The sequence below is a fragment of the Xanthomonas vasicola pv. musacearum NCPPB 4379 genome (genome assembly GCF_000277895.2).
In the GTDB taxonomy this organism is placed as follows: domain Bacteria; phylum Pseudomonadota; class Gammaproteobacteria; order Xanthomonadales; family Xanthomonadaceae; genus Xanthomonas; species Xanthomonas vasicola.
The window spans coordinates 4,243,821-4,262,943 of record NZ_CP034655.1 but is presented as its reverse complement, the minus strand read 5'-3'; the positions used below and the strand labels follow the sequence as shown (position 1 = coordinate 4,262,943).

The following is a 19,123-nucleotide window of genomic DNA, read 5'->3' as shown; positions in this document are numbered from 1 at the left end:
AGGCTGCGGCGGCGGCCATGTGCCAGACTTGGCGCATGGCCGATCTCACCATTCTCGTCGCCGACGACCACCCGCTGTTCCGCGCTGCCGTGATCCACGTGCTGCAGCAGACTCTGCCGCACGCCAATGTGGTGGAAGCTTCCAGCGCCGCCACCTTGAGCGCGATGCTGCGTTCGCACCCGCAGGCCGAGTTGGTGCTGCTGGATCTGGCCATGCCGGGCGCATGCGGTTTTTCGGCGCTGCTGCATGTGCGTGGCGAGCACCCGGACATCCCGGTGGTGGTGATCTCCTCCAACGATCATCCGCGCGTGATCCGGCGTGCGCAGCAGTTCGGCGCGGCCGGTTTCATTCCCAAATCCACCCCGGCCGAATCGATCGGCACTGCGGTGGCGAGTGTGCTGGAGGGCGGTACCTGGTTCCCGCCAATGACCGCCGAGCGCTCCGAGGCGGATGCGCAACTGGCCTCAAAACTCGCTCAGCTCACGCCGCAGCAGTTCCGTGTGTTGTTGAGCCTGGCCGATGGCCTGCTCAACAAGCAGATCGCGCACGAACTGGGCCTGGCCGAGAACACCGTCAAGGTGCACGTCACTGCGATCCTGAAAAAGCTCGACTGCTACAGTCGCACCCAGGCTGCGGTGCTGGTCAAGGCGCTGGAGCCGGAAGGCGAGGGTTGATCCAGCGTTGAGCTGCCGGTTGCTGCGCATTGCCGTGTGCAGCACGCATGACACACCTCGCGCAGACATAACGCATGCCGGTGTTGCGCCTGCTCATTAAGAGCGACTACCAAACGTAGCGCGTAGTCGTCAGGCGAGCATGGATGGGCGTGCTCAGAATTGCGATGGAGGCGCGGGTAAATGCCGTGCCGAGCATCGTGGCGCCTGCGCAGTCGCTGCTTAGTCGCTTAAGCAGACGGCTGCCGATAAAACACCATGCCGCCATGATGCAACTGACGAAGCGACCATCGGCGGTAAATCCGGTGTCGTCCCAGTACTCAATGTACTTGCCGGTGATTTTGTAACGGCCCTGGTAGGCGCTCTGGCGTGTGCCGCGCGCTTCGTCGTAGCGGCCATTGGGCAGTAGTTCCTGCCGGATCCGTCCGTCGCCGGTGACCCACATGCCGAGATAGGGATGCGCTTGCATGGGATGTCCTGGTTGCTGTGTCGATACGGTGGTGGGGGCGCTGGAGCGCTGCGCAGCCGCCGCGAGCGGACAAGCGAGCGCCGAGCCCGCGCCAAGTGCGACCGCGATGGCGGCTTTCATCGGCATCTCGCTCATGGGCTGGCCCTGCGTTGCATTTGGCTGCGACCGCGCTGCAGCACGGCGTCGTAGGCGGGCAGGTCCAGGAACGCATTGACCTCGACCGCCTTGCCGTCGCGCATCCGCATGATCCATGCGTAGCGATTGCGATAGCTGCCGCCATCGCGCAGCGTTGCCACGCCTTCCCACTGCACGATGACGTGATCGCCATCGGCCCAGATGCGGTGCTGCACCGGCCGCAGTGGCGAGGCCAGGCGCTCGCTCAGCGGGCGCACCGCGGTGTCGACCAATATATCGCGACCACGCAAGGTGCCGGCGCTCGGGCCGGAGCCTTCGATGGTCCACACCACCTCGGGCGACAGCAGGGTCTCGAAGATGCCGCTGCCACCGGCCTGCCATTGCGCAAAGGCCGCTTCGACGATGCGCTTGTTGCAGGCGGGCACCGGTTGCTCTGCACAGGTGTCTGTGGATGCCGTGTCTTGTGATGTGGCACCGGTGTTGCCTGCGAACGCTGCGGCGACAAGCAGCGCTGTCGCTGCGATGGTTGAAAGTCTGGTCATGCGTGCTCCGTGGTGATCAGCTGCGCAGCTGCACGTGGTGGGTGCCGTAGATCAACTGCTGCGCCATCGGCCTGCCGATGAAGCGTTCCGGGAAAATCGGCGCCACTGCGCTGGCGGCATCCAGGCGCGCGAGTTGGTCGTCGCTGAGCACGATCTCCAACGCGCCGAAGTTGTCTTCGGCCTGCTGCAAGGTGCGTGCGCCCATCACCGGCGACACGACGGCCGGGTTGCGCAAGGTCCAGGCCAGCGCCACCTGCGAGCGCGATGCGCCCAGTTCATCGGCGACCGCACCGACCACATCGGCGATCTCCAGCGCGCGTGCATTGAGATGCCCGGTCGAGGCGATCACGCCCTTGCGGCTGCTCGACACCTCTGCCGCATTGTCGTCGGTCAGATCGGCGCGGCTGTATTTGCCGGTGAGGATGCCACCGCCCAGCGGCGACCACGGCAACACGCCCAGGCCGAGTTCGCGCGCCATCGGCAGCAGCTCGTGTTCGACGCTGCGTTCGACCAGGCTGTACTCGATCTGCAGCGCCACCAACGGCGACCAGCCGCGCAGGTCGGCCAGGGTCTGCAATTGCGCCACGCGCCAGGCCGGCGTATTGCAGATGCCCAGATAGAGCACCTTGCCCGATTGCACCAGATGCTCCAGCCCGCGCATCACTTCGTCCGGTGCGGTGGTGAAGTCCCAGGCGTGCAGGTACAGCAGATCGATCCGGTCGGTGGCAAGTTGGCGCAGGCTGGCTTCGACCGAGCGGATCAGGTTCAGGCGATGATTGCCGCCGGAATTGATGTTGTCCGCATCGCGCGCCATGGTGAATTTGGTGGCCAGCACGAAGCGTTCGCGTCGGTCCTTGATCAACTCGCCGAGAATGCGTTCCGAGCCGCCGTTGGTGTAGTTCACCGCCGTGTCGATGAAGTTGCCGCCGCGGTCGGCATAGGCGTCGAAGATGCGTTTGGCTTCGCCTGCATCTGCGCCCCAACCCCAGGCTTCGCCGAAGGTCATGGTGCCCAGCGACAGGGGCGAAACGCGCAGGCCGGAGCGGCCGAGCAGGCGGTAGTGGTCCAGTGAGCGTGGCTGATGCATGCGTGATGTCTCCCGGTAGCGACGTGGTGCGTGTTGCCAGCCACTGTGCCGCGGCGCGGGGGGCGAGCGTGAGCCTGGTTATCCGGCATCCTTGCCTGATCGTCCGAATGGCCGCGGCCAGTCATGGCTGTTCCCATGCCGATGCATGCACTGCGGCCGAATGCGGCGGCTCTCTTGGCGTCAGACGCAGCACCGCAGGCAAGCGTCTATGCTATGGCGACCGCCATCGAACACTGAAGCCGCGGCACCGTGACCATCAAATTCGACCTCAACGATCTGCAGGCATTCCGTGCGGTTGCCGAGAACGGCAGCTTTCGCCGCGCTGCCGAACGCATCCGCATCACGCAACCGGCACTCAGCCGCAGGATCGACAAGCTCGAGTCGGCGTTGAACGTCAAACTGTTCGAGCGCACCACGCGCAAGGTCACGCTCACCACCGTCGGCCAGGCGTTCATGCCGCAGGTCGAGCGCATGCTCGACGATCTGGACATGGCGCTGATGAGCATCGGCGATGCAGGGTCCAGCAGGATGGGCACGGTGACCGTGGCCTGCGTGCCGTCTGCGGCGTACTACTTCATGCCGCAGGCGATCCACGGGCTGCATCAGTTGTTTCCCAAGATCCGAATCCGGCTGTTCGACGGCAGCGCCAGTCATGTCAGTGCGGCAGTGGCCTCCGGCGAAGCGGATTTCGGGGTCAGCTTCAGCGGCAACCTGGCGCCGGAGGTGGAGTTCGAACCGTTGTTGCAGGAGCGCTATGTGATTGCCTGCCGCCAGGACCATCCGCTGTCCGGGCGCGCACAGGTCAGCTGGCAGGAGGCCTACGGTTACGACTACATCACGCTGGACAAGACATCGGGCAACCGGCTGGTGCTGGATCGGGCGCTGGCTGCATTCACGCCGGACAAGCCGAGCATCTGCGAGACCCGGCATGTCACCACGTTGCTGGGGTTGGTGGAGGCCGGCGTCGGTATTGCCGCCGTGCCGTCGATTGCCATGCCGTCCGGCCCGCATCCGGTGCTGGCGGCGGTGCCGCTGGTCGAACCGGAGGTGTCGCGCAACGTGGGACTGCTGAAACGTCGCGGCCGCACGCTGACACCGACCGCGCTGGAACTGGCGGAACTGGTGCGACGGATGCCCGCACGTTCAGGGTGACACCGGGTCCAGGCCGGTCGCGCGCGCCACCGCCTGCGCATCGCCCGACTGCAGGTACGCAAGCAGGCGCTTGGCCGCCTCGGGATGCTCCGCGTTGACCGGAACGCCTGCCGCATAGCGCGTGATCGACTGCAGCGGTTCGGGGATCTTGCCGACAAACTCCACGCCTGCCACCGGAAGCAGCTCGGCCACCTGCTGAAAGCCGAGCTGATAGCTGCCATCGGCCACCACCGTGCCCACCGGGGTGCGCGGAATCTTCTTGCTCTTGGCCATCATCGGGCCTTCGATCTGCAACTTTTTGAATAGCGTGGTTTCGATGTAGACGCCGCTGGCGCTGTCGGAATAGGCCACCGAATCGGCATGCAGCAGCGTCTGTTTGAAGTGCTCGACGCTGTCGATCTTGGGTTTGGGTGCACCGCTGCGCACCACCATGCCGATCCTGGAATCGGCCAGTTCCACCCGCGATGCCGGGTCGACCACGCCTGTGTCGATCAGCTTCTGCAGCGCGCTGCCGACCATGATCACCACATCGGCATGCTCACCGCGTGCAAGCCGGTTGGGAATGGCTTGTGGCGTTTCGCCCATCGAAGGACCGAGCAGCGTGGTGACCTTCACCCCGGTCTGCTTGGTGTATTGCGGCGCCAGGCGATCGAAGGCGGCCGTGAAACCGCCGGAGGTCATCACGGTCAACTCCTGTGCGCCCGCCGCTGTGGACAGCAGAACCGTTGCAACGATCGCAGCCAACCATTTTTTCCACCTGCTCCGCATCATTTCGTCGCTCCTGCCGCAGCATCCAGGCCGGTCGCCGTCGCTGGATTGCCTTGGCGGCGATACAGAAACAGCGTGGCCCCCAGCGCGCACGCCGACGCGAAGACCAGCCAATAGCCGGGCGCCGCCTTGTCGCCGGTGACATGGATCAGCCAGGTGGAGATCACCGGCGTAAAACCGCCAAACACCGCGGTTGCCAGGCTGTAGGCGAGCGAGAATCCCGCAACCCGCACATGCGCCGGCATCCGTTCGGTGAGCGCCGGGATCATGGCGCCGTTGTAGAGGCCATAGATGAAGGACAGCCACAGCAGCGCCTGCAACATATGCGTAAAGCTCGGCGCGGCCGCAAGCAACGCGAGCACCGGATAGGCCGTCGCGATGCACACCACCGCCATGGTCACCAGCAGCGGTTTACGGCCGAAGCGGTCGCTGAGCGCGCCGCCGATCGGCAGCCAGATGAAATTGGAGACGCCCACCAGCAGCGTCACGATCAACGCATCGCCGGTGCTGAGTTTGAGCACGGTCTTGCCGAAGGTGGGTGCGTAGACGGTGATCAGATAGAACGCGGTCGTCGTCAGCGCGACCATCAAGCCGCCGGCGATCACGATGCCGGCATTGTTCGCCAGCCCGCGCATCACCTGCTTCATCGTGACCGGCTGCCGGCGCTGCGCAAATTCGGCAGTCTCTTCCAGGCTTCGCCGCAGCAAGAAGATGAAAGGGATGATGACGCAACCGATGCCGAACGGAATCCGCCAGCCCCATTGCGCCAGATCCTGCGGCGCCATCAGCTGGTTGAGCGCAAACCCGATCGCGGCCGCCGCGACGATGGCAAGCTGCTGGCTGGCCGATTGCCAACTGGCATAGAAGCCGCGCCGGCCCGGCGTCGCCATCTCGGCCAGATACACTGACACACCGCCCATTTCCGCGCCGGCCGAAAAGCCCTGCAGCAAGCGCCCGAGCAGCACCAGGGCCGGGGCCCACAAGCCGATGCTGGCGTAGCCTGGCACCAGCACGATCAGCACGGTACCGCTGGCCATGATCGCCAAGGTGACGATCAGGCCTTTGCGGCGCCCGACATCGTCGATGTAGGCACCCAGGATCACCGCACCCAGCGGCCGCATCAGAAAGCCCGCGCCAAACACGGCGAAGGTCATCATCAGCGACGCGAATTCGTTGCTCGCCGGGAAGAAGGTCGCGGCGATCTGCGTTGCGTAGAAACCGAATAGGAAAAAGTCGAACTGCTCAAGAAAGTTGCCCGAGGTCACCCTCAGCACCATCCCAAGTTTCGACTGCTTTTTTGCCTCAATGCGGGAAGTCTGCATCAATCGCCCTCCACGATAGGTATGCACGAACGGATGACATCTGAGGCACCCGATTCTGGTCGAGATGGTCGATGTTGATAATTGCTGCTTTCTCATCAACTGATGTGGGTTGAACATCAGTCGCGCTGAAGCCGTGCTAGCGCTCAGTCGCCTGGCTACCGCAGGCACGGCGCGCGTGCTGGCTACCGCTCGAGTTCCTTGACCGGCGTAGCGGCTGATCGGTCTGCGCTACTGCCGCAAGCGCTCCCTCGTTTTGACGATACGCCGATCAACCTGGATCAGTGCATGCGCTGCCGGTGTCGTGTCAGTGCGGCCAGGCAGGTAGCGCTGGCCGCTGCGCCTATCCGCGCCGCATCAGCATCTGCGTCACCAGCGCACGCAGGGCGGGGGGGCGGACCGGTTTGGACAGGAAGCCCCAGCCCAGGTCCAGCGCACGCTCGCGCAGGGCGGGGTCGGCTTCTGCGGTGACCAGGATCACGCGCGGTTCGCGTTGCCAGCGTTCCACCAACTGGGGCAGCAGCATGGGGCCGTAGTGCGTGCCCATGCGCACATCTAGCAGCAGCAATTCCGGTACCTCGTCGGCATTGGCAGCGTTCACTGCCTCCTCCGGGCCGCCGGCAAAATCCACGCGGCATTCCCAGCGTTCCAGCAGCGTGCGGGTGGCCTCGCACACCAGTGGCTCATCGTCCACGCACCACACGCGGCAGCCATGCAGGATGGGGTCGTTGCCGTGTTCGGCCGTGCTGGCAGGCGCTGGCAACTGCCGCGCGATTGCGGCACGTTCGCCCAGCGGCACAGTCACTGAAAACACGCTGCCACTGCCAAGCGTGGAACGCAGCCCGATGCGATGGCCGAGCAGACGGCCGATACGCTCGACAATGGCCAGGCCCAGACCTGCGCCGCGGTCGTTGGCCACGCCATCGTCCAGGCGGCGGAATTCTTCGAAGATCTCGTGCTGCAAGGCATCGGGAATGCCGGGACCCTGGTCGTGCACTTCGATGCGCAGCCAGCCGCCGCGGCGACGGCAGCCGATCAGCACGCGTCCGCGCGGTGTGTAGCGGATGGCGTTGGAGAGAAAGTTCTGCAGGATGCGGCGCAGCAGGTTTTCATCGCTCAACACCACTGCCGAGGTAGGCACCGATTCCAGCACCAACCCGCGGTCTTCGGCCAGGATGCCGAACTCGCGCGCCAAGGTGTCCAGCAAGGGGGCCAGTGCAAAGTCGCGCACCTGGGTCTTCAGGCTGCCGGCTTCCAGGCGCGAGATGTCGAGCAAACTGTTGAGGATGGCGTCCTGTGCCGCCAGCGCGCCGTCGATGCTGTCGACCACGCGCGCGCTGCCGGCCTCATGCACTTGCCCACGCAAGACCGAGACGAACATGCGTGCTGCATTGAGTGGCTGCAGCAGGTCGTGCACCGCCGAGGCGACGAAGCGGGTCTTGTAGCGGTTGGCGCTTTCGGCCTCGCGCTTGGCTGCCGCCAGATCGCGGGTGCGCTCGGCCACGCGGTGTTCCAGCGCATCGGCCAGCGAGCGCAGTTCGCGTGCGGCGTTCTTGTAGCTGGTGATGTCGGCATAACTGGTGACAAAACCGCCATCGGGCAGCGGGTTGCCGCGGATTTCCAGCACGGTGCCGTCTTCTTTTTCGCTTTCGCGCATATGCGGTTTTCCGCTGCGCAAGTGATTCAGACGCCGCTCGATTGCTGCTTCGATCGGGCCCGGCCCCAGCAAGCCGCGGCGTGCATTGAAGCGGAACAGGTCTTCGATCGGGCGGCCGATCTTGAGTAGTTCCGGCGGGAAACGGAACAGCTCCACATAGCGCGAATTCCACGCCACCAGATTGAGCGCCTCGTCGATCACCACCACGCCTTGCGGCAGATGTTCCAGGCTGCGGCTCAAGCCGGCATTGGCCTGCTGGGCGGCGGTGACCACGCCGTCCTGCGCGGTGCGCAGTTCTTCGGCGTGCTGCTGCAACAAGGTTTCCAGTTCGTGCCGGCTACGCTGGCGCAACGCCGACAGCCGCCGCCGTTGCTGCACGAACAACCACAACAAGGCCAGTGCCAGCCATGCGCCGGCGGCAGCGATTGCCGCGGCGCGGCCGGCAGCTGCACTGGCGCGGGTGTCGTGCAGCAGATGCAGGCGCCAGCCGCTTTCGGGCACTTCCAGGGTCTGCCACAGCACCTGCGCGCCGAGCGGCGGGTCGCGGATGTCGGCCAGCACACCGCCGTAGCCGGTCTGCTCGATCAGCCGGCGCCGCAGCGGCAGCAGCTCCTGATCGGCGTACTGGCGGGTGCTCTGCAGTTCGCGGCGATCGCGGTCGCTGAGCGGGGCCAGCACGCGGTAGCGCCATTCCGGCCGGCTGGCCAGAAACACCACATCGTGTGCGTCCGACGCCAGCACGATATCCGGGGTCTGCAGCCATTCGCGTTCCAGCGCGGCCAGCGCAATCTTGATCACCACCACGCCCTGCACCTGGCCGGCGCCGTCCACAATGGCCTGCGACAGAAAATAGCCTGGCTCGCTGGTGGTCATGCCGATGCCGTAGAAGCTGCCGCTGCCGGTGGCCAGCGCCTGCTGGTAATACGGACGGAAGGCATAATCCACGCCGACGTTGCTGCGTGGCGCCCGCCAGTTGCTGGCCGCCAGTGCCACGCCATCGCGGTTGATCAGCGTGAGCGTGGACGATTGGGTGACGTTGTTGGCGCGTTCGAGCTTGCGATTGAGCGCATCCACCTGTGCCGGCGACAGTGGGCCGGACACGGCGGCGCGTAGCTCCGGGTCCACCGCCAGAATCTGCGGCAGCGTGCGATAGCGGTCGATGCGCTGCTGCAGCGCCTGCGCGTACAGACGCAGCTGGCGGCGCACGGTGGCACTTTCATCGTGTAGCGCGCTTTGTTCGACGAAGTGGCCGGCCGCAACCATGGCCACCACCATGCCGCCCAGCACGATGGACAGGGAGAGCAGCAGACGGCGGCGTTGCGATGCGTACATGGCCGCAAGTATGGCGGTCTGCCGGCGGAGCGCGCAGCCATCACCTGAGAGCGGCTAACAAAACAACTGTGCTCATCGCCGATGGGCCGGCCGGTGCTTGGTGCGGCAGGTGCCACTCCGGCACTGCAGTTCCAGCGCGGTCCACCCCCGCCTGACGGCTGCTCGCGACGTTTGATTGGTGGCTCCCATCGCACGTAGGGCAAACGCCCAAAATGACAACGGCCGCACCCCTGAAGGATGCGGCCGTGTCGAACGCCTGTTGCGGTCGCTGCAGTTGGCGCCGGACCAAATCGCTGGCGCGCTGCAGTGCCTCAGCGCTGCTTAGAACTGCACCTGTGCACGCAGTTCCATCACATGCGGGGTTTCATGCACGCCCCTGCGCGAGGAATCCACCCAGCTGTAGTTGGCCTGGAATTTGAAGTGGCTGGTGAGGTACCAGTTGGCGCCGATGGTGGTGTCGTGCTGACGGCCACCGTGCACATTGTTGTCTTCCAGGTTCAGGCGGCTGTAGCGGGCGGTCAGCTCGACTGCGCCGTAGTCATGCGTCGGCTTGATGTTGCCTGGCACGCCGCCGGCATAGCTGCGCGACTCGCCGGTCAGCGTCCAGGTGCCGTAGATGTACTGGCCCTGGGCGATGAAGTGCGGCTGGTCCTCGTTGCGCGCCACTTCGGCACGCAGCGCTTCGCTCTGCAGCGAGAACGGGCCATGGATCCAGACCGCTTCCACGCCGGTGCGGATCACATGGTCCACGTCGAGGATGGTGCCAGTGTCGATCAGACGGATGTCGGTCAGGCCGGCTTCCGGGCGCGCACGCAGGCGCACACGTGGGCTGAACGACACGCCGCGGCCGTCGCTGTAGCCGCGCGGGTTTTCGATCGAGCCGGCGATGCCCAGGTGCAGCACGTCGCCTTCGGCCTTGAACGGGGTCCATGCCACGTGCACGGCCTGGGTGGTGCCCGGGTTGTCACCCTGCAGATCCTTACCGCCGTAAGCGCCGGCCTGCAGCAGGTACTGCTGACGTTCCAGCGTCCATTCTGCGCCGGTACGGCGACCCTGGAACACCGCCTGGATCGGCAGGCCCAGTTCCATGAAGCTGCCCGCACGCGAGCTCTGCACCGCTTCCAGACCCACCGGCACCTTCATGTAGCCCAGGCGCACGCGGCCGTAATCCTGGCCGAACAGGGCCTTGGTCTCGAACCGGTAGAACACGTCCAGCCACAGCTTGGACTCGAAGTCGTAGTACACCATGGCGTCGTAGACGCCCTTCTTCTTGATGGTGGCGCCGAATTCCTTGCGGCGGAAATCGGTGCGGTCTTCCAGACGGTCGTCGCCGGAGAAGTTGTTGTCGTCGTAGGCGTAGTTGCCCGTCAGACCCAGCTCGGTGCCATCACCGAAGGTGTACTTGGTCGGCCAGTTTTCGATCGAGGTTGCTGCATTGGCAGCGGCGGGGACGATGGCAGCAGCCAACGTCAGGACAAGCAGATTGAGGCGCATAAGTATGGTCTTCGGCAGTGAGAGGGGCCGGGCGTCCTGCCATGGCGTTTGCAATGATGTCTTCAGCAAGCGCGCAGGGTCCGGACGACGGCAGCACAGAAACGGTGTCTGCGTTAAACGGAATTAACGGCCGGCGGCGGCGCGGCTGAAGTGTAAGCCGACGTTTAGCTGCTGGACATGAGGTAGTACCAATGGGCTATCGGCCAGGGCTGTGACGTACGGCCAGAATGCGTGCAACGGGTACCTGCTCAGGCACCCCCTCTCGTCCCTCGGAGTGGTGTCATGCACATCAGCAAACCTGCCGGCCCCCTGCCGGCGTCCGTCCCCTTCTATCGCCAGCTGTATTTTCAGGTGGTGGTGGCGATCGTCCTGGGTGCCCTGTTGGGCCATTTCGAGCCCGCCTTCGCCGAAAGCCTCAAGCCGCTGGGCGACGCCTTCATCAAGCTGGTGAAGATGATCATCGCCCCGGTGATCTTCCTGACCATCGTCAACGGCATCGCCAGCATGACCCACCTCAAGACAGTGGGCCGGGTGTTTGGCAAGGCGATGGCCTACTTCCTGTTCTTCTCCACCTTGGCCTTGGTGGTCGGTCTGATCGTTGCCCATGTGGTGCAGCCCGGCGCCGGCATGAACATCAACCCGGCCGATCTGGATCAGAGCGCGGTGAAGAGCTATGTCGAGAAGTCGCACGACCTGACCCTGGTCGGCTTCCTGATGGACATCATCCCCAACTCGCTGATCGGCGCGTTCACCGGCGACCAGGTGGTCAACGGCAAGCTGACCGGGCCGAACATCCTGCAGGTGCTGTTTGTGGCGGTGCTGTTCGGTGTGTCGCTGGCGTTGGTGGGCGAGCGCGGCAAGCCGGTGCTGAACCTGCTGGAAGCGCTGATCGCCCCGGTGTTCAAGCTGGTGCACATCCTGATGCGTGCTGCGCCGATCGGCGCCTTCGGCGCGATCGCCTTCACCATCGGCAAGTACGGCGTGGAGTCGCTGGTCAATCTGGCCTGGCTGGTGGGGTCGTTTTACCTGACCTCCTTGTTGTTCGTGCTGGTGATCCTGGGCGTGGTGTGCCGGTTGTGCGGGTTTTCGGTGCTCAAGCTGATTCGCTATCTAAAGGCGGAACTGCTGCTGGTGCTGGGCACGTCCTCGTCGGAGTCGGCGTTGCCATCGCTGATGGAGAAGATGGAAAAGGCCGGTTGCGAGAAGTCGGTGGTGGGCCTGGTAGTGCCGACCGGGTACTCGTTCAATCTGGACGGCACCAACATCTATATGACGCTGGCGGCGCTGTTCATCGCCCAGGCGACCAATACCGAGCTGACCCTGGGCCACCAGATCGCGCTGCTGGCTGTGGCCATGCTCAGCTCCAAGGGAGCGGCCGGCGTCACCGGTGCCGGCTTCATCACCCTGGCCGCCACGCTGGCGGTGGTGCCTGAGGTGCCGGTGGCCGGCATGGCGTTGATTCTGGGCGTGGATCGCTTCATGAGCGAATGCCGCTCGTTGACCAATTTCATCGGCAATGCAGTGGCCACCGTGGTGGTCTCGCGCTGGGAAAACGCTTTGGACCGCGACCGCCTCAAGCTGGTCCTGGACGGCGGCGAGCCGCCGTTGCTGGCCCCGGTCGGCCAACCCGGCGTGGCGCCTGCCAGCCTGCGTTGATGCTTCCTACGGCCCTGTCTTCCGTCGGTATTGCCGGCGGGATGCAGGGCCGTTTTCGCTTTGAGCCAGACCCCGGCCGCCGCGCACGCCACGCCGCAGCATGCGATCTCCCTGCCGCGCTGACAGCTGCGCGACAGGCCCTTGTTCAGGCAGGAGGGTAGAATCCAGTTCTCCTGCGCCTACGAGACACACACAGCCGATGTCCACCGACGACTTCAAACAGGCCGCCCTCGACTATCACCGCCAGCAGCCGGCGGGTAAGATCAAGGTCACCGCGACCAAGCCGATGCTGACCCAGCGCGATCTGTCGCTGGCGTATTCGCCGGGCGTGGCCTTCGCCTGCGAGGCGATCGTCGAAGAACCCACCCAGGCCAGCGAGCTCACCGCACGCGGCAATTTGGTGGCGGTCATCACCAACGGCACCGCGGTGCTGGGCCTGGGCAACATCGGCCCGCTGGCCTCAAAGCCGGTGATGGAAGGCAAGGGCGTGCTGTTCCAGAAGTTCGCCGGTATCGATGTGTTCGATATCGAAATCAACGAGAACGACCCGGACAAGCTGGTCGACATCATCGCCAGCCTGGAGCCCACTTTCGGCGGCATCAATCTGGAAGACATCAAGGCACCGGAGTGCTTCATCGTCGAGCGCAAGCTGCGCGAGCGCATGAACATCCCGGTGTTCCATGACGACCAGCACGGCACCGCGATCATCGTCGGCGCCGCCGTGCTCAACGCCCTGGTGGTCACCGGCAAGAAGATCGAAGACGTGAAGCTGGCCACCACCGGCATGGGCGCGGCGGGCATTTCCTGCGTCAACATGCTGGTGTCGCTGGGCCTGAAGCCGGAGAACATCCTGGCGCTGGACCGCGACGGCGTGATCCACACCGGCCGCACCGATCTGGACCCGGACAAACAACGTTACGCACGCGATACCGATAAGCGCACCCTGGCTGAAATCGTCGAAGGCGCGGATATCTTCCTGGGCCTGTCGGCGGCCGGCATCCTCAAGCCGGAAATGGTCGCCACCATGGCGCGCCAGCCGGTGATCTTTGCACTCGCCAATCCCAATCCGGAAATCACCCCGGAAGCAGCCAAGGCGGTGCGCCCGGATTGCATCATCGGTACCGGTCGCTCGGACTACCCGAACCAGATCAACAACGTGCTGTGCTTCCCTTACCTGTTCCGCGGCGCGCTGGACGTTGGCGCCACCGGCATCAACGAAGAGATGAAGATCGCCTGCGTCAAGGCGATCGCGGCGATGGCGCGGCGCGAGGCTTCGGATCTCGGCGCAGCCTACGGTGGCGAGACCCCGAGCTTCGGCCCCGAATATCTGATTCCGCGCCCGCTCGACCCGCGCCTGCTGGTGGAACTGTCGTCTGCCGTTGCACAGGCGGCGATGGATTCGGGCGTGGCCACGCGCCCGATCACCGACATGGAAGCGTACCGCGACAAGCTCGGCCAGTTCGTCTACCGCACCAGCCTGATGATGAAGCCGGTCTACGACCGCGCCCGCGCCGACAAGCAGCGCGTGGTGTATGCCGAAGGCGAAGAAGAAGTGGTGCTGCGCGCGGTACAGAACGTGGTCGACGAAGGCCTGGCGTTCCCGATCCTGATTGGCCGCCCGGACGTCATCGAAACACGTATCGAACGCATGGGCCTGCGCCTGACCGCCGGCGTGGACTTCGAAATCACCAACATCCTCGACGACCCGCGCTTCAACGATTACTGGCAGTACTACCACGCGCTCACCGAGCGTCGCGGCGTGACTGTCACCGCGGCCAAGGAACTGATGCGCTCGCGTCCGACCCTGATCGCGGCCGTCATGGTCGCGCGCGGCGAAGCCGACGCGATGCTGTCCGGCGTGGTCGGCCGCTTTCACAAGAAGCTGGGCTATGCGCGCAGCGTGATTCCGTTGGAACCACGCGTGAGCTCCACCTCGGCGATGACCGGTGTGATCAACCAGCTCGGCGTGTTCTTCTTCCTGGATACCCATGTGCAGGAAGACCCGACTGTTGAACAAGTGGTGGAAGCCACGTTGCAGGCGGCGTATCGCCTCAAGCTGTTCGGCATCGAACCGAACATCGCACTGCTGTCGCATTCCAACTTCGGCAGCCACGACTCGCGCGATGCGCTGAAGATGCGCCAGGTGCGCGAAGCCTTGCTCAAGCGCAAGCCCGAGCTCAACATCGACGGCGAAATGCAGGGCGACACCGCGTGGGATGAAGCGCTGCGCAAGCAGATCATGCCCAACAGCACCTTGAAGGGCCGCGCCAACCTGTTCGTACTGCCGAACCTGGAAGCGGCCAACATCGCCTACAACCTGGTGCGCGTGTTCACCGACGGCGTGGCGATCGGCCCGATCCTGATGGGCATCTCCAAACCGGTGCATATCCTCACTACCAGCGCCACCTCGCGCCGGGTGATGAATATGACCGCGATTGCTGCGGTGGACGCACAGATCCGCAAGTTGCTGGAAGCCGAGAAGGGCGGGGCAGACAAGAGCAACGACTGAGGGGCGTGGCGGCACGGTAGCGCCATCGGATGCTGTGCCCTCTCGCTCAGCGGGAGGGCGGCGGATTCATCGGCGCTAGGTGTTCGGCCATTTGAGCCTGTTGTCTTCCGTCGATGGCCCGTCCGCTGGGCGGCATTGCCCAGCGGGACATGTCGGCAGCGAGCGTTCGCCGCGCTCAGGGTTTCTCGGGCCTGGGACCCAGTAGCTCGATCTCGGCTAACTGCGTGCGCGTCGGCGTCTGCAAGCGCAGGCGATATTTGCGATAGACACCGGGCGTGGCGATGAGGAATGGGCGCGTCTGCAGCGGCCAGCAAGACATCAAAGCGCCCAGCGGATGCACTTATTGACACCTGATTAGCCCTGACTCTCAGCCATGAAAATTGCTCGCTGCACATAAAACCGGCTCTGGGCATGGTGTGGATTGCATCATGGCCGTCGCAAGTCGTGGCAGCATCTCGCGCAAGCAGCATCGACGATTGAAATGGTAGGCGGCTTCTCCCAGGTAACGCCTTGCGTATTTGCTTTGCGCGATGGCGTGATACACGCCACTGATGGCGCGTTTGAGATTGCCCAGCACCACGTTGAGCCAACGTGCACCGGCCGTTTCGGTCGCGGCACGACCACCGCCAGTGTCCAGCGTGGTGTGCGCGTGGCCGGCGTCTTCTCGCCGGCGGAAGCAGGCCAGCCCATCGGTGTAGACCTCGCATTCGGGCCCCAAGCGACGGGCAATCCAGTCCTGCAGCGAGGTGTGATCGAAGCTGCGCACCGGCTCAATCACCACAAAGCGCGGCGCGGTGAAGGTGGCATCGGTCTGCACCGCAATCAGGAACGCTTGTTTGTTCTCTGATCCGCCTCCGGCCTTGCCACCGTTACGCTCGCCGCCGAGATAAGCATCGTCGATCTGCACAAAACCTGCCAATTTCCGCGTGGCTTCGCGCTCGGCCATGACCTGCATGATCTTGTGCTTCATCCGCCAGGCCGTCTTGTCGTTAACCCCCAGATGACGCATCAGCGCCAGTGCGGCCATGTTGGTTTTGGTCGAGGTCAACAGGTGCAAGGCCAGCATCCAGGTGCGCAGCGGCAGTTTGGTGCCTTCGAACATCGTGCCTGCCATCAGGCTGGTCTGATGCCGGCACGCGCTGCATTGGTAGTAGATCGCAGCACCCCGCTTGAAACGCGAGCGCACGCGCCCGGCACACACAGGGCAACGAAAGCCCTGCGGCCAACGCCACGTGTAGAGCGCGCGATAGCACTTGGCCTCGGTGCCGTAGGACGCGAAGAACTCAGGCATCGACAATCCAGCCTGGAACTGCACCGCATTGATGCTCATCACGTCACCTCGTTGGCTTCAGATGACAGCAGCATCCACACAGCGCGGCGCAGATCCTGCGACTGATGGCTGAGGGTCAGGGATAATCAGGACCTCCTTTGGAAGATCGGAGAGAGCGATGGCGGGCAAGGTTAGTTACGATGAAATTCCATTTTTTATATTACGAAATATAATTTAAATTATTTCTTGACGCCTGTGGCGGCGTGCCTGGATGATCCGGTCCAGACAGGGATGCCAATGGAGACCCGAATGCCTTTCAGCTGGAAACGGCTTGTAATGATGTGGGGGATTTTCTTCTCAGGATTGGCCGGCGCTCAGTCGAATAGCAAGGCGCCTTGGGAAGAGTACGACAAGCTGATACACAACCGTCAGGCCATGACCGTGCTTGGGCCGACGCTGTTCGGCGATCAGGTGGATCTTTATAGCGGAGCGCTGAGTTTTTCCTCGGTTGATATCGAGGTGCCGGGCAATGCGCTGAATTTGAATGTCGTCCGTAGTTTGACGGTCGGCAACCGTCAGGGCTATGCGATCAACGACCTTCCGTTCGCAGACTGGGATCTGGAGGTTCCGCGCCTTTCCGGGGTCTTTGCCAGCACGACGGGCTGGGCGAGTGCCTGCACCCACAATGGCAATGGCCAACCGCCAATGGTCGGGTCTTCTGGCAGTGGCGGTTTGTTCCTCGCCAGCGAGTATTGGCACGGCAACCAAGTCATCATTCCCGGACGCGGGCGCCAAGATATGCTCGTCGCTAGCAATGGCAATCTGCCCAAGCCTGGCAGCGGCGGTCCCTACACCTGGCTGGCGCCGGATTTCACCTATTTTTCGTGTATCCCCCAGCAGAAAAATGCCTCTGGCGAGGGCTTCCTGGCGATCACCCCAGATGGTGTGAAGTATTGGTTCGACTGGCAGGCGCAGTATATGGAGCCGGTCTTGGAGCGTCCCGATCCCGATGGCAGCGTGAAAACGCTGGGGAGGCGCCAGGCGGTGCTTTACGCCACCAGGGTCGAAGACCGCTTCGGCAACTGGATCAACTACACGTATACCAATGCCGCCAATGCGCCTGCAACGCTGGCCTCCGTTTCCAGCAGCGATGGTCGTGCCATCGTATTGAGTTACAACGACCGTGGACATATCTCGCAGATCCGCAACGGCACCCGGTCATGGACATACCATTACAGCTATCCGTCGGCCAACGCAGGACATCTGAGCGCGGTCGACTTGCCTGATGGCAGCCACTGGTCGTTCGATCTGGCAGGATTGGCGTCGGCGGTCATTTTTTATGAGCAGGCGGTCTCGCCTGGGGATATCGTCCGCACCTGCGGATATCCGGGATTTGTCGTGAGTCCGCCCAGCGCAAAAGGGACCATTACCCATCCTTCCGGTGCAATCGGTGAGTTCACCGTCAGCGTCGTCGCCCGGGGGCGTTCGAATGTGCCACGTGTGTGCAATAACTACACAGCACGAAACAACGATCCCAACGACGACATCGCGCGTTATGCGATGACCTACGACGGCTTTGCCCTCACCCAGAAACGTCTATCCGGCCCGGGTATCGATGCGGCGGAATGGAATTATGCGTACGGCGGAACGGCCTCGTTCGCCCCCGGCACCGGTCCTACTTGCACCAGCGGCGCCTGTGCCGCAGTGATCTGCAAGTCGGAGAGCTGTTCAGGTAGCCAAATAACCCAAGTCAGCGAGCCGGAAGGAATCTGGGTGCGCTACACCTTTGGCAACAGCTATCGCTACAACGAAGGCAAACTGCTAAAGGTGGAGAAAGGGTCGGGACCCACCTCCATTGAGCAAGTCGATACCTTCACCTACCTATGGCCTTTCGAGGGTCAGCAGTTCGCCACCAGGATCGGAAACACCCAGCAGGAAAGAGGCGACGGATTCTCCTCGGAGTACTTGCGTCCGGAAAGCGCAAAGAGTGTGTCGCTTGACGGCGTTACGTTCAATCGCAGCGTGAGCGCGTTTGATGCGATGGCACGGCCGCTGACGACGACGCGATGGAGCAGTCTGGGTTTCAGCCGTCAAGACGTGTTGACGTATTACGATCGGCCCGCGCTCTGGACGATGGGGCAGATCCTGCGTCAGGTCAATTCGGAAACCGGAAAAGTCGTTGTCAGCACCGACTACGACGACACCACCGCGCTGCCAGTCCGGCAGTATGCGTTCGGCAAGCTGCAACAGACGCTGTCCTATTCTGCAAATGGCTTGGTGGCGAGCGTCGCCGATGCGGGGGGCAATACGACCACCGTGTCCTCATGGAAACGCGGGATTCCTGAGTCGATCCGTTATGCGGATGGTAACGTCGTGTCCGCCGCGATCAACGACATGGGCTGGATCGAGTCCACGACCGATGCCAACGGCTACGCGTCCACTTACGGTTACGATGCGATGGGGCGCCTGACGCGGCTGAGCTATCCAGCTGGCGATGAAATCGCATGGAATTCCCTCATATCGGATTTCCGAATCGCCGCAAGTTCGGAATTGGGGCTTGCATCCGGACACTGGCGCGTTACCACGACACAAGGGAACAAGCAGGTCATCCACTATCTGGACGCGCTGTGGCGTCCGGTAGTGGAAGAAACGTTCGATCAAGCAAATCGAGCCGCGACGTCGATGCAGGTGATCAAGCGTTATGACCGCGCCGGGCGTTTGGTCTTTCAGTCCTACCCGCAACGGGGGATTACCGACTACACCCAATCCGTACCGGGAACACGCACTCAGTACGACATGCTGGGGCGTGCCACGCGGGTGGAACGCGACGCCGAAGGTGGCGTGCTCGCCACCACCATGGCGTATCTGGCCGGCTTTCAGCGCCAGACCACCGATCCGCGTGGCAACACGACTACCGAACGCTTCCAGGTCTTCGATCAGCCCAGCGACGCGCTGCCGGTGATGATCGACGAGCCGGAAGGCGTTTCGACCGCGATCACCCGTGACATCTTCGGCAAGCCATTGGAGCTGCTGCGCTCCGGGCCGGACCGCTAACCGAAGTG

The 19,123-nt window shown here is 63.6% G+C and carries 13 protein-coding genes and 1 pseudogene; 5 read left to right on the top strand and 9 right to left on the bottom strand.

Going from position 1 to position 19,123, the window contains the following annotated elements:
* The first annotated feature begins 35 nt into the window (after positions 1-35).
* Positions 36-674, top strand: coding sequence for a response regulator transcription factor (locus tag KWO_RS19575; RefSeq protein WP_010376693.1), 639 nt, complete (start codon positions 36-38; stop codon positions 672-674).
* A 227-nt stretch (positions 675-901) separates the two neighbouring features.
* Here the strand turns inward: KWO_RS19575 and KWO_RS19570 are convergent.
* The 3 genes and pseudogenes from KWO_RS19570 to KWO_RS19560 all read right to left on the bottom strand — a co-directional run bounded on the left by KWO_RS19570 (position 902) and on the right by KWO_RS19560 (position 2,904).
* Positions 902-1,260 (bottom strand): annotated as a pseudogene (locus KWO_RS19570) (Atu4866 domain-containing protein).
* Between the two features lie 11 nt (positions 1,261-1,271).
* Positions 1,272-1,817, bottom strand: a complete 546-nt coding sequence (locus tag KWO_RS19565) for a nuclear transport factor 2 family protein (protein ID WP_010365495.1) — start codon at positions 1,815-1,817, stop codon at positions 1,272-1,274.
* A gap of 16 nt (positions 1,818-1,833) precedes the next feature.
* A complete protein-coding gene (locus KWO_RS19560) occupies positions 1,834-2,904 on the bottom strand; it encodes an aldo/keto reductase (protein ID WP_010376698.1) in 1,071 nt (356 codons plus the stop codon).
* Positions 2,905-3,153: 249 nt separating this feature from the next.
* Between KWO_RS19560 and KWO_RS19555 the strand changes: the two genes are divergently transcribed.
* Positions 3,154-4,056 carry a LysR family transcriptional regulator gene (locus tag KWO_RS19555; protein WP_005912048.1) on the top strand — a complete coding sequence of 301 codons (903 nt, stop codon included), beginning with the start codon at positions 3,154-3,156 and terminating at the stop codon, positions 4,054-4,056.
* On the opposite strand, the gene KWO_RS19550 is transcribed toward KWO_RS19555, so the two are convergent.
* The 4 genes from KWO_RS19550 to KWO_RS19535 form a co-directional block, all read right to left on the bottom strand.
* Complete coding sequence (locus KWO_RS19550) at positions 4,048-4,827, bottom strand: substrate-binding domain-containing protein (protein WP_010376702.1); 780 nt, start codon at positions 4,825-4,827, stop codon at positions 4,048-4,050. The genes KWO_RS19555 and KWO_RS19550 overlap by 9 nt on opposite strands.
* Positions 4,824-6,173 carry an MFS transporter gene (tcuC, locus tag KWO_RS19545; protein WP_026113184.1) on the bottom strand — a complete coding sequence of 450 codons (1,350 nt, stop codon included), beginning with the start codon at positions 6,171-6,173 and terminating at the stop codon, positions 4,824-4,826. The genes KWO_RS19550 and tcuC overlap by 4 nt, the downstream gene beginning before the upstream one ends.
* A gap of 313 nt (positions 6,174-6,486) precedes the next feature.
* Positions 6,487-9,132, bottom strand: a complete 2,646-nt coding sequence (locus KWO_RS19540; protein ID WP_010376709.1) for a hybrid sensor histidine kinase/response regulator — start codon at positions 9,130-9,132, stop codon at positions 6,487-6,489.
* Between the two features lie 321 nt (positions 9,133-9,453).
* Entirely contained in the window at positions 9,454-10,626 is a 1,173-nt protein-coding gene (locus tag KWO_RS19535; protein WP_010376711.1) for an OprO/OprP family phosphate-selective porin, read from the bottom strand.
* A gap of 282 nt (positions 10,627-10,908) precedes the next feature.
* Between KWO_RS19535 and KWO_RS19530 the strand changes: the two genes are divergently transcribed.
* Together KWO_RS19530 and KWO_RS19525 are read left to right on the top strand one after the other, a co-directional pair.
* Complete coding sequence (locus KWO_RS19530) at positions 10,909-12,282, top strand: dicarboxylate/amino acid:cation symporter (protein WP_010376715.1); 1,374 nt, start codon at positions 10,909-10,911, stop codon at positions 12,280-12,282.
* A gap of 199 nt (positions 12,283-12,481) precedes the next feature.
* On the top strand, positions 12,482-14,791 hold the full coding sequence (locus KWO_RS19525) for an NADP-dependent malic enzyme (protein WP_017112956.1): 2,310 nt from the start codon (positions 12,482-12,484) through the stop codon (positions 14,789-14,791).
* Positions 14,792-14,966: 175 nt separating this feature from the next.
* Here KWO_RS19525 and KWO_RS19520 read toward each other — a convergent pair whose 3' ends face one another.
* A complete protein-coding gene (locus KWO_RS19520; RefSeq protein ID WP_026112223.1) occupies positions 14,967-15,110 on the bottom strand; it encodes a hypothetical protein in 144 nt (47 codons plus the stop codon).
* A 48-nt stretch (positions 15,111-15,158) separates the two neighbouring features.
* Entirely contained in the window at positions 15,159-16,121 is a 963-nt protein-coding gene (locus KWO_RS19515; protein WP_010376721.1) for an IS1595 family transposase, read from the bottom strand.
* A gap of 249 nt (positions 16,122-16,370) precedes the next feature.
* Between KWO_RS19515 and KWO_RS19510 the strand changes: the two genes are divergently transcribed.
* On the top strand, positions 16,371-19,115 hold the full coding sequence (locus tag KWO_RS19510) for an RHS repeat domain-containing protein (RefSeq protein WP_159102196.1): 2,745 nt from the start codon (positions 16,371-16,373) through the stop codon (positions 19,113-19,115).
* Positions 19,116-19,123 lie beyond the last annotated feature (8 nt).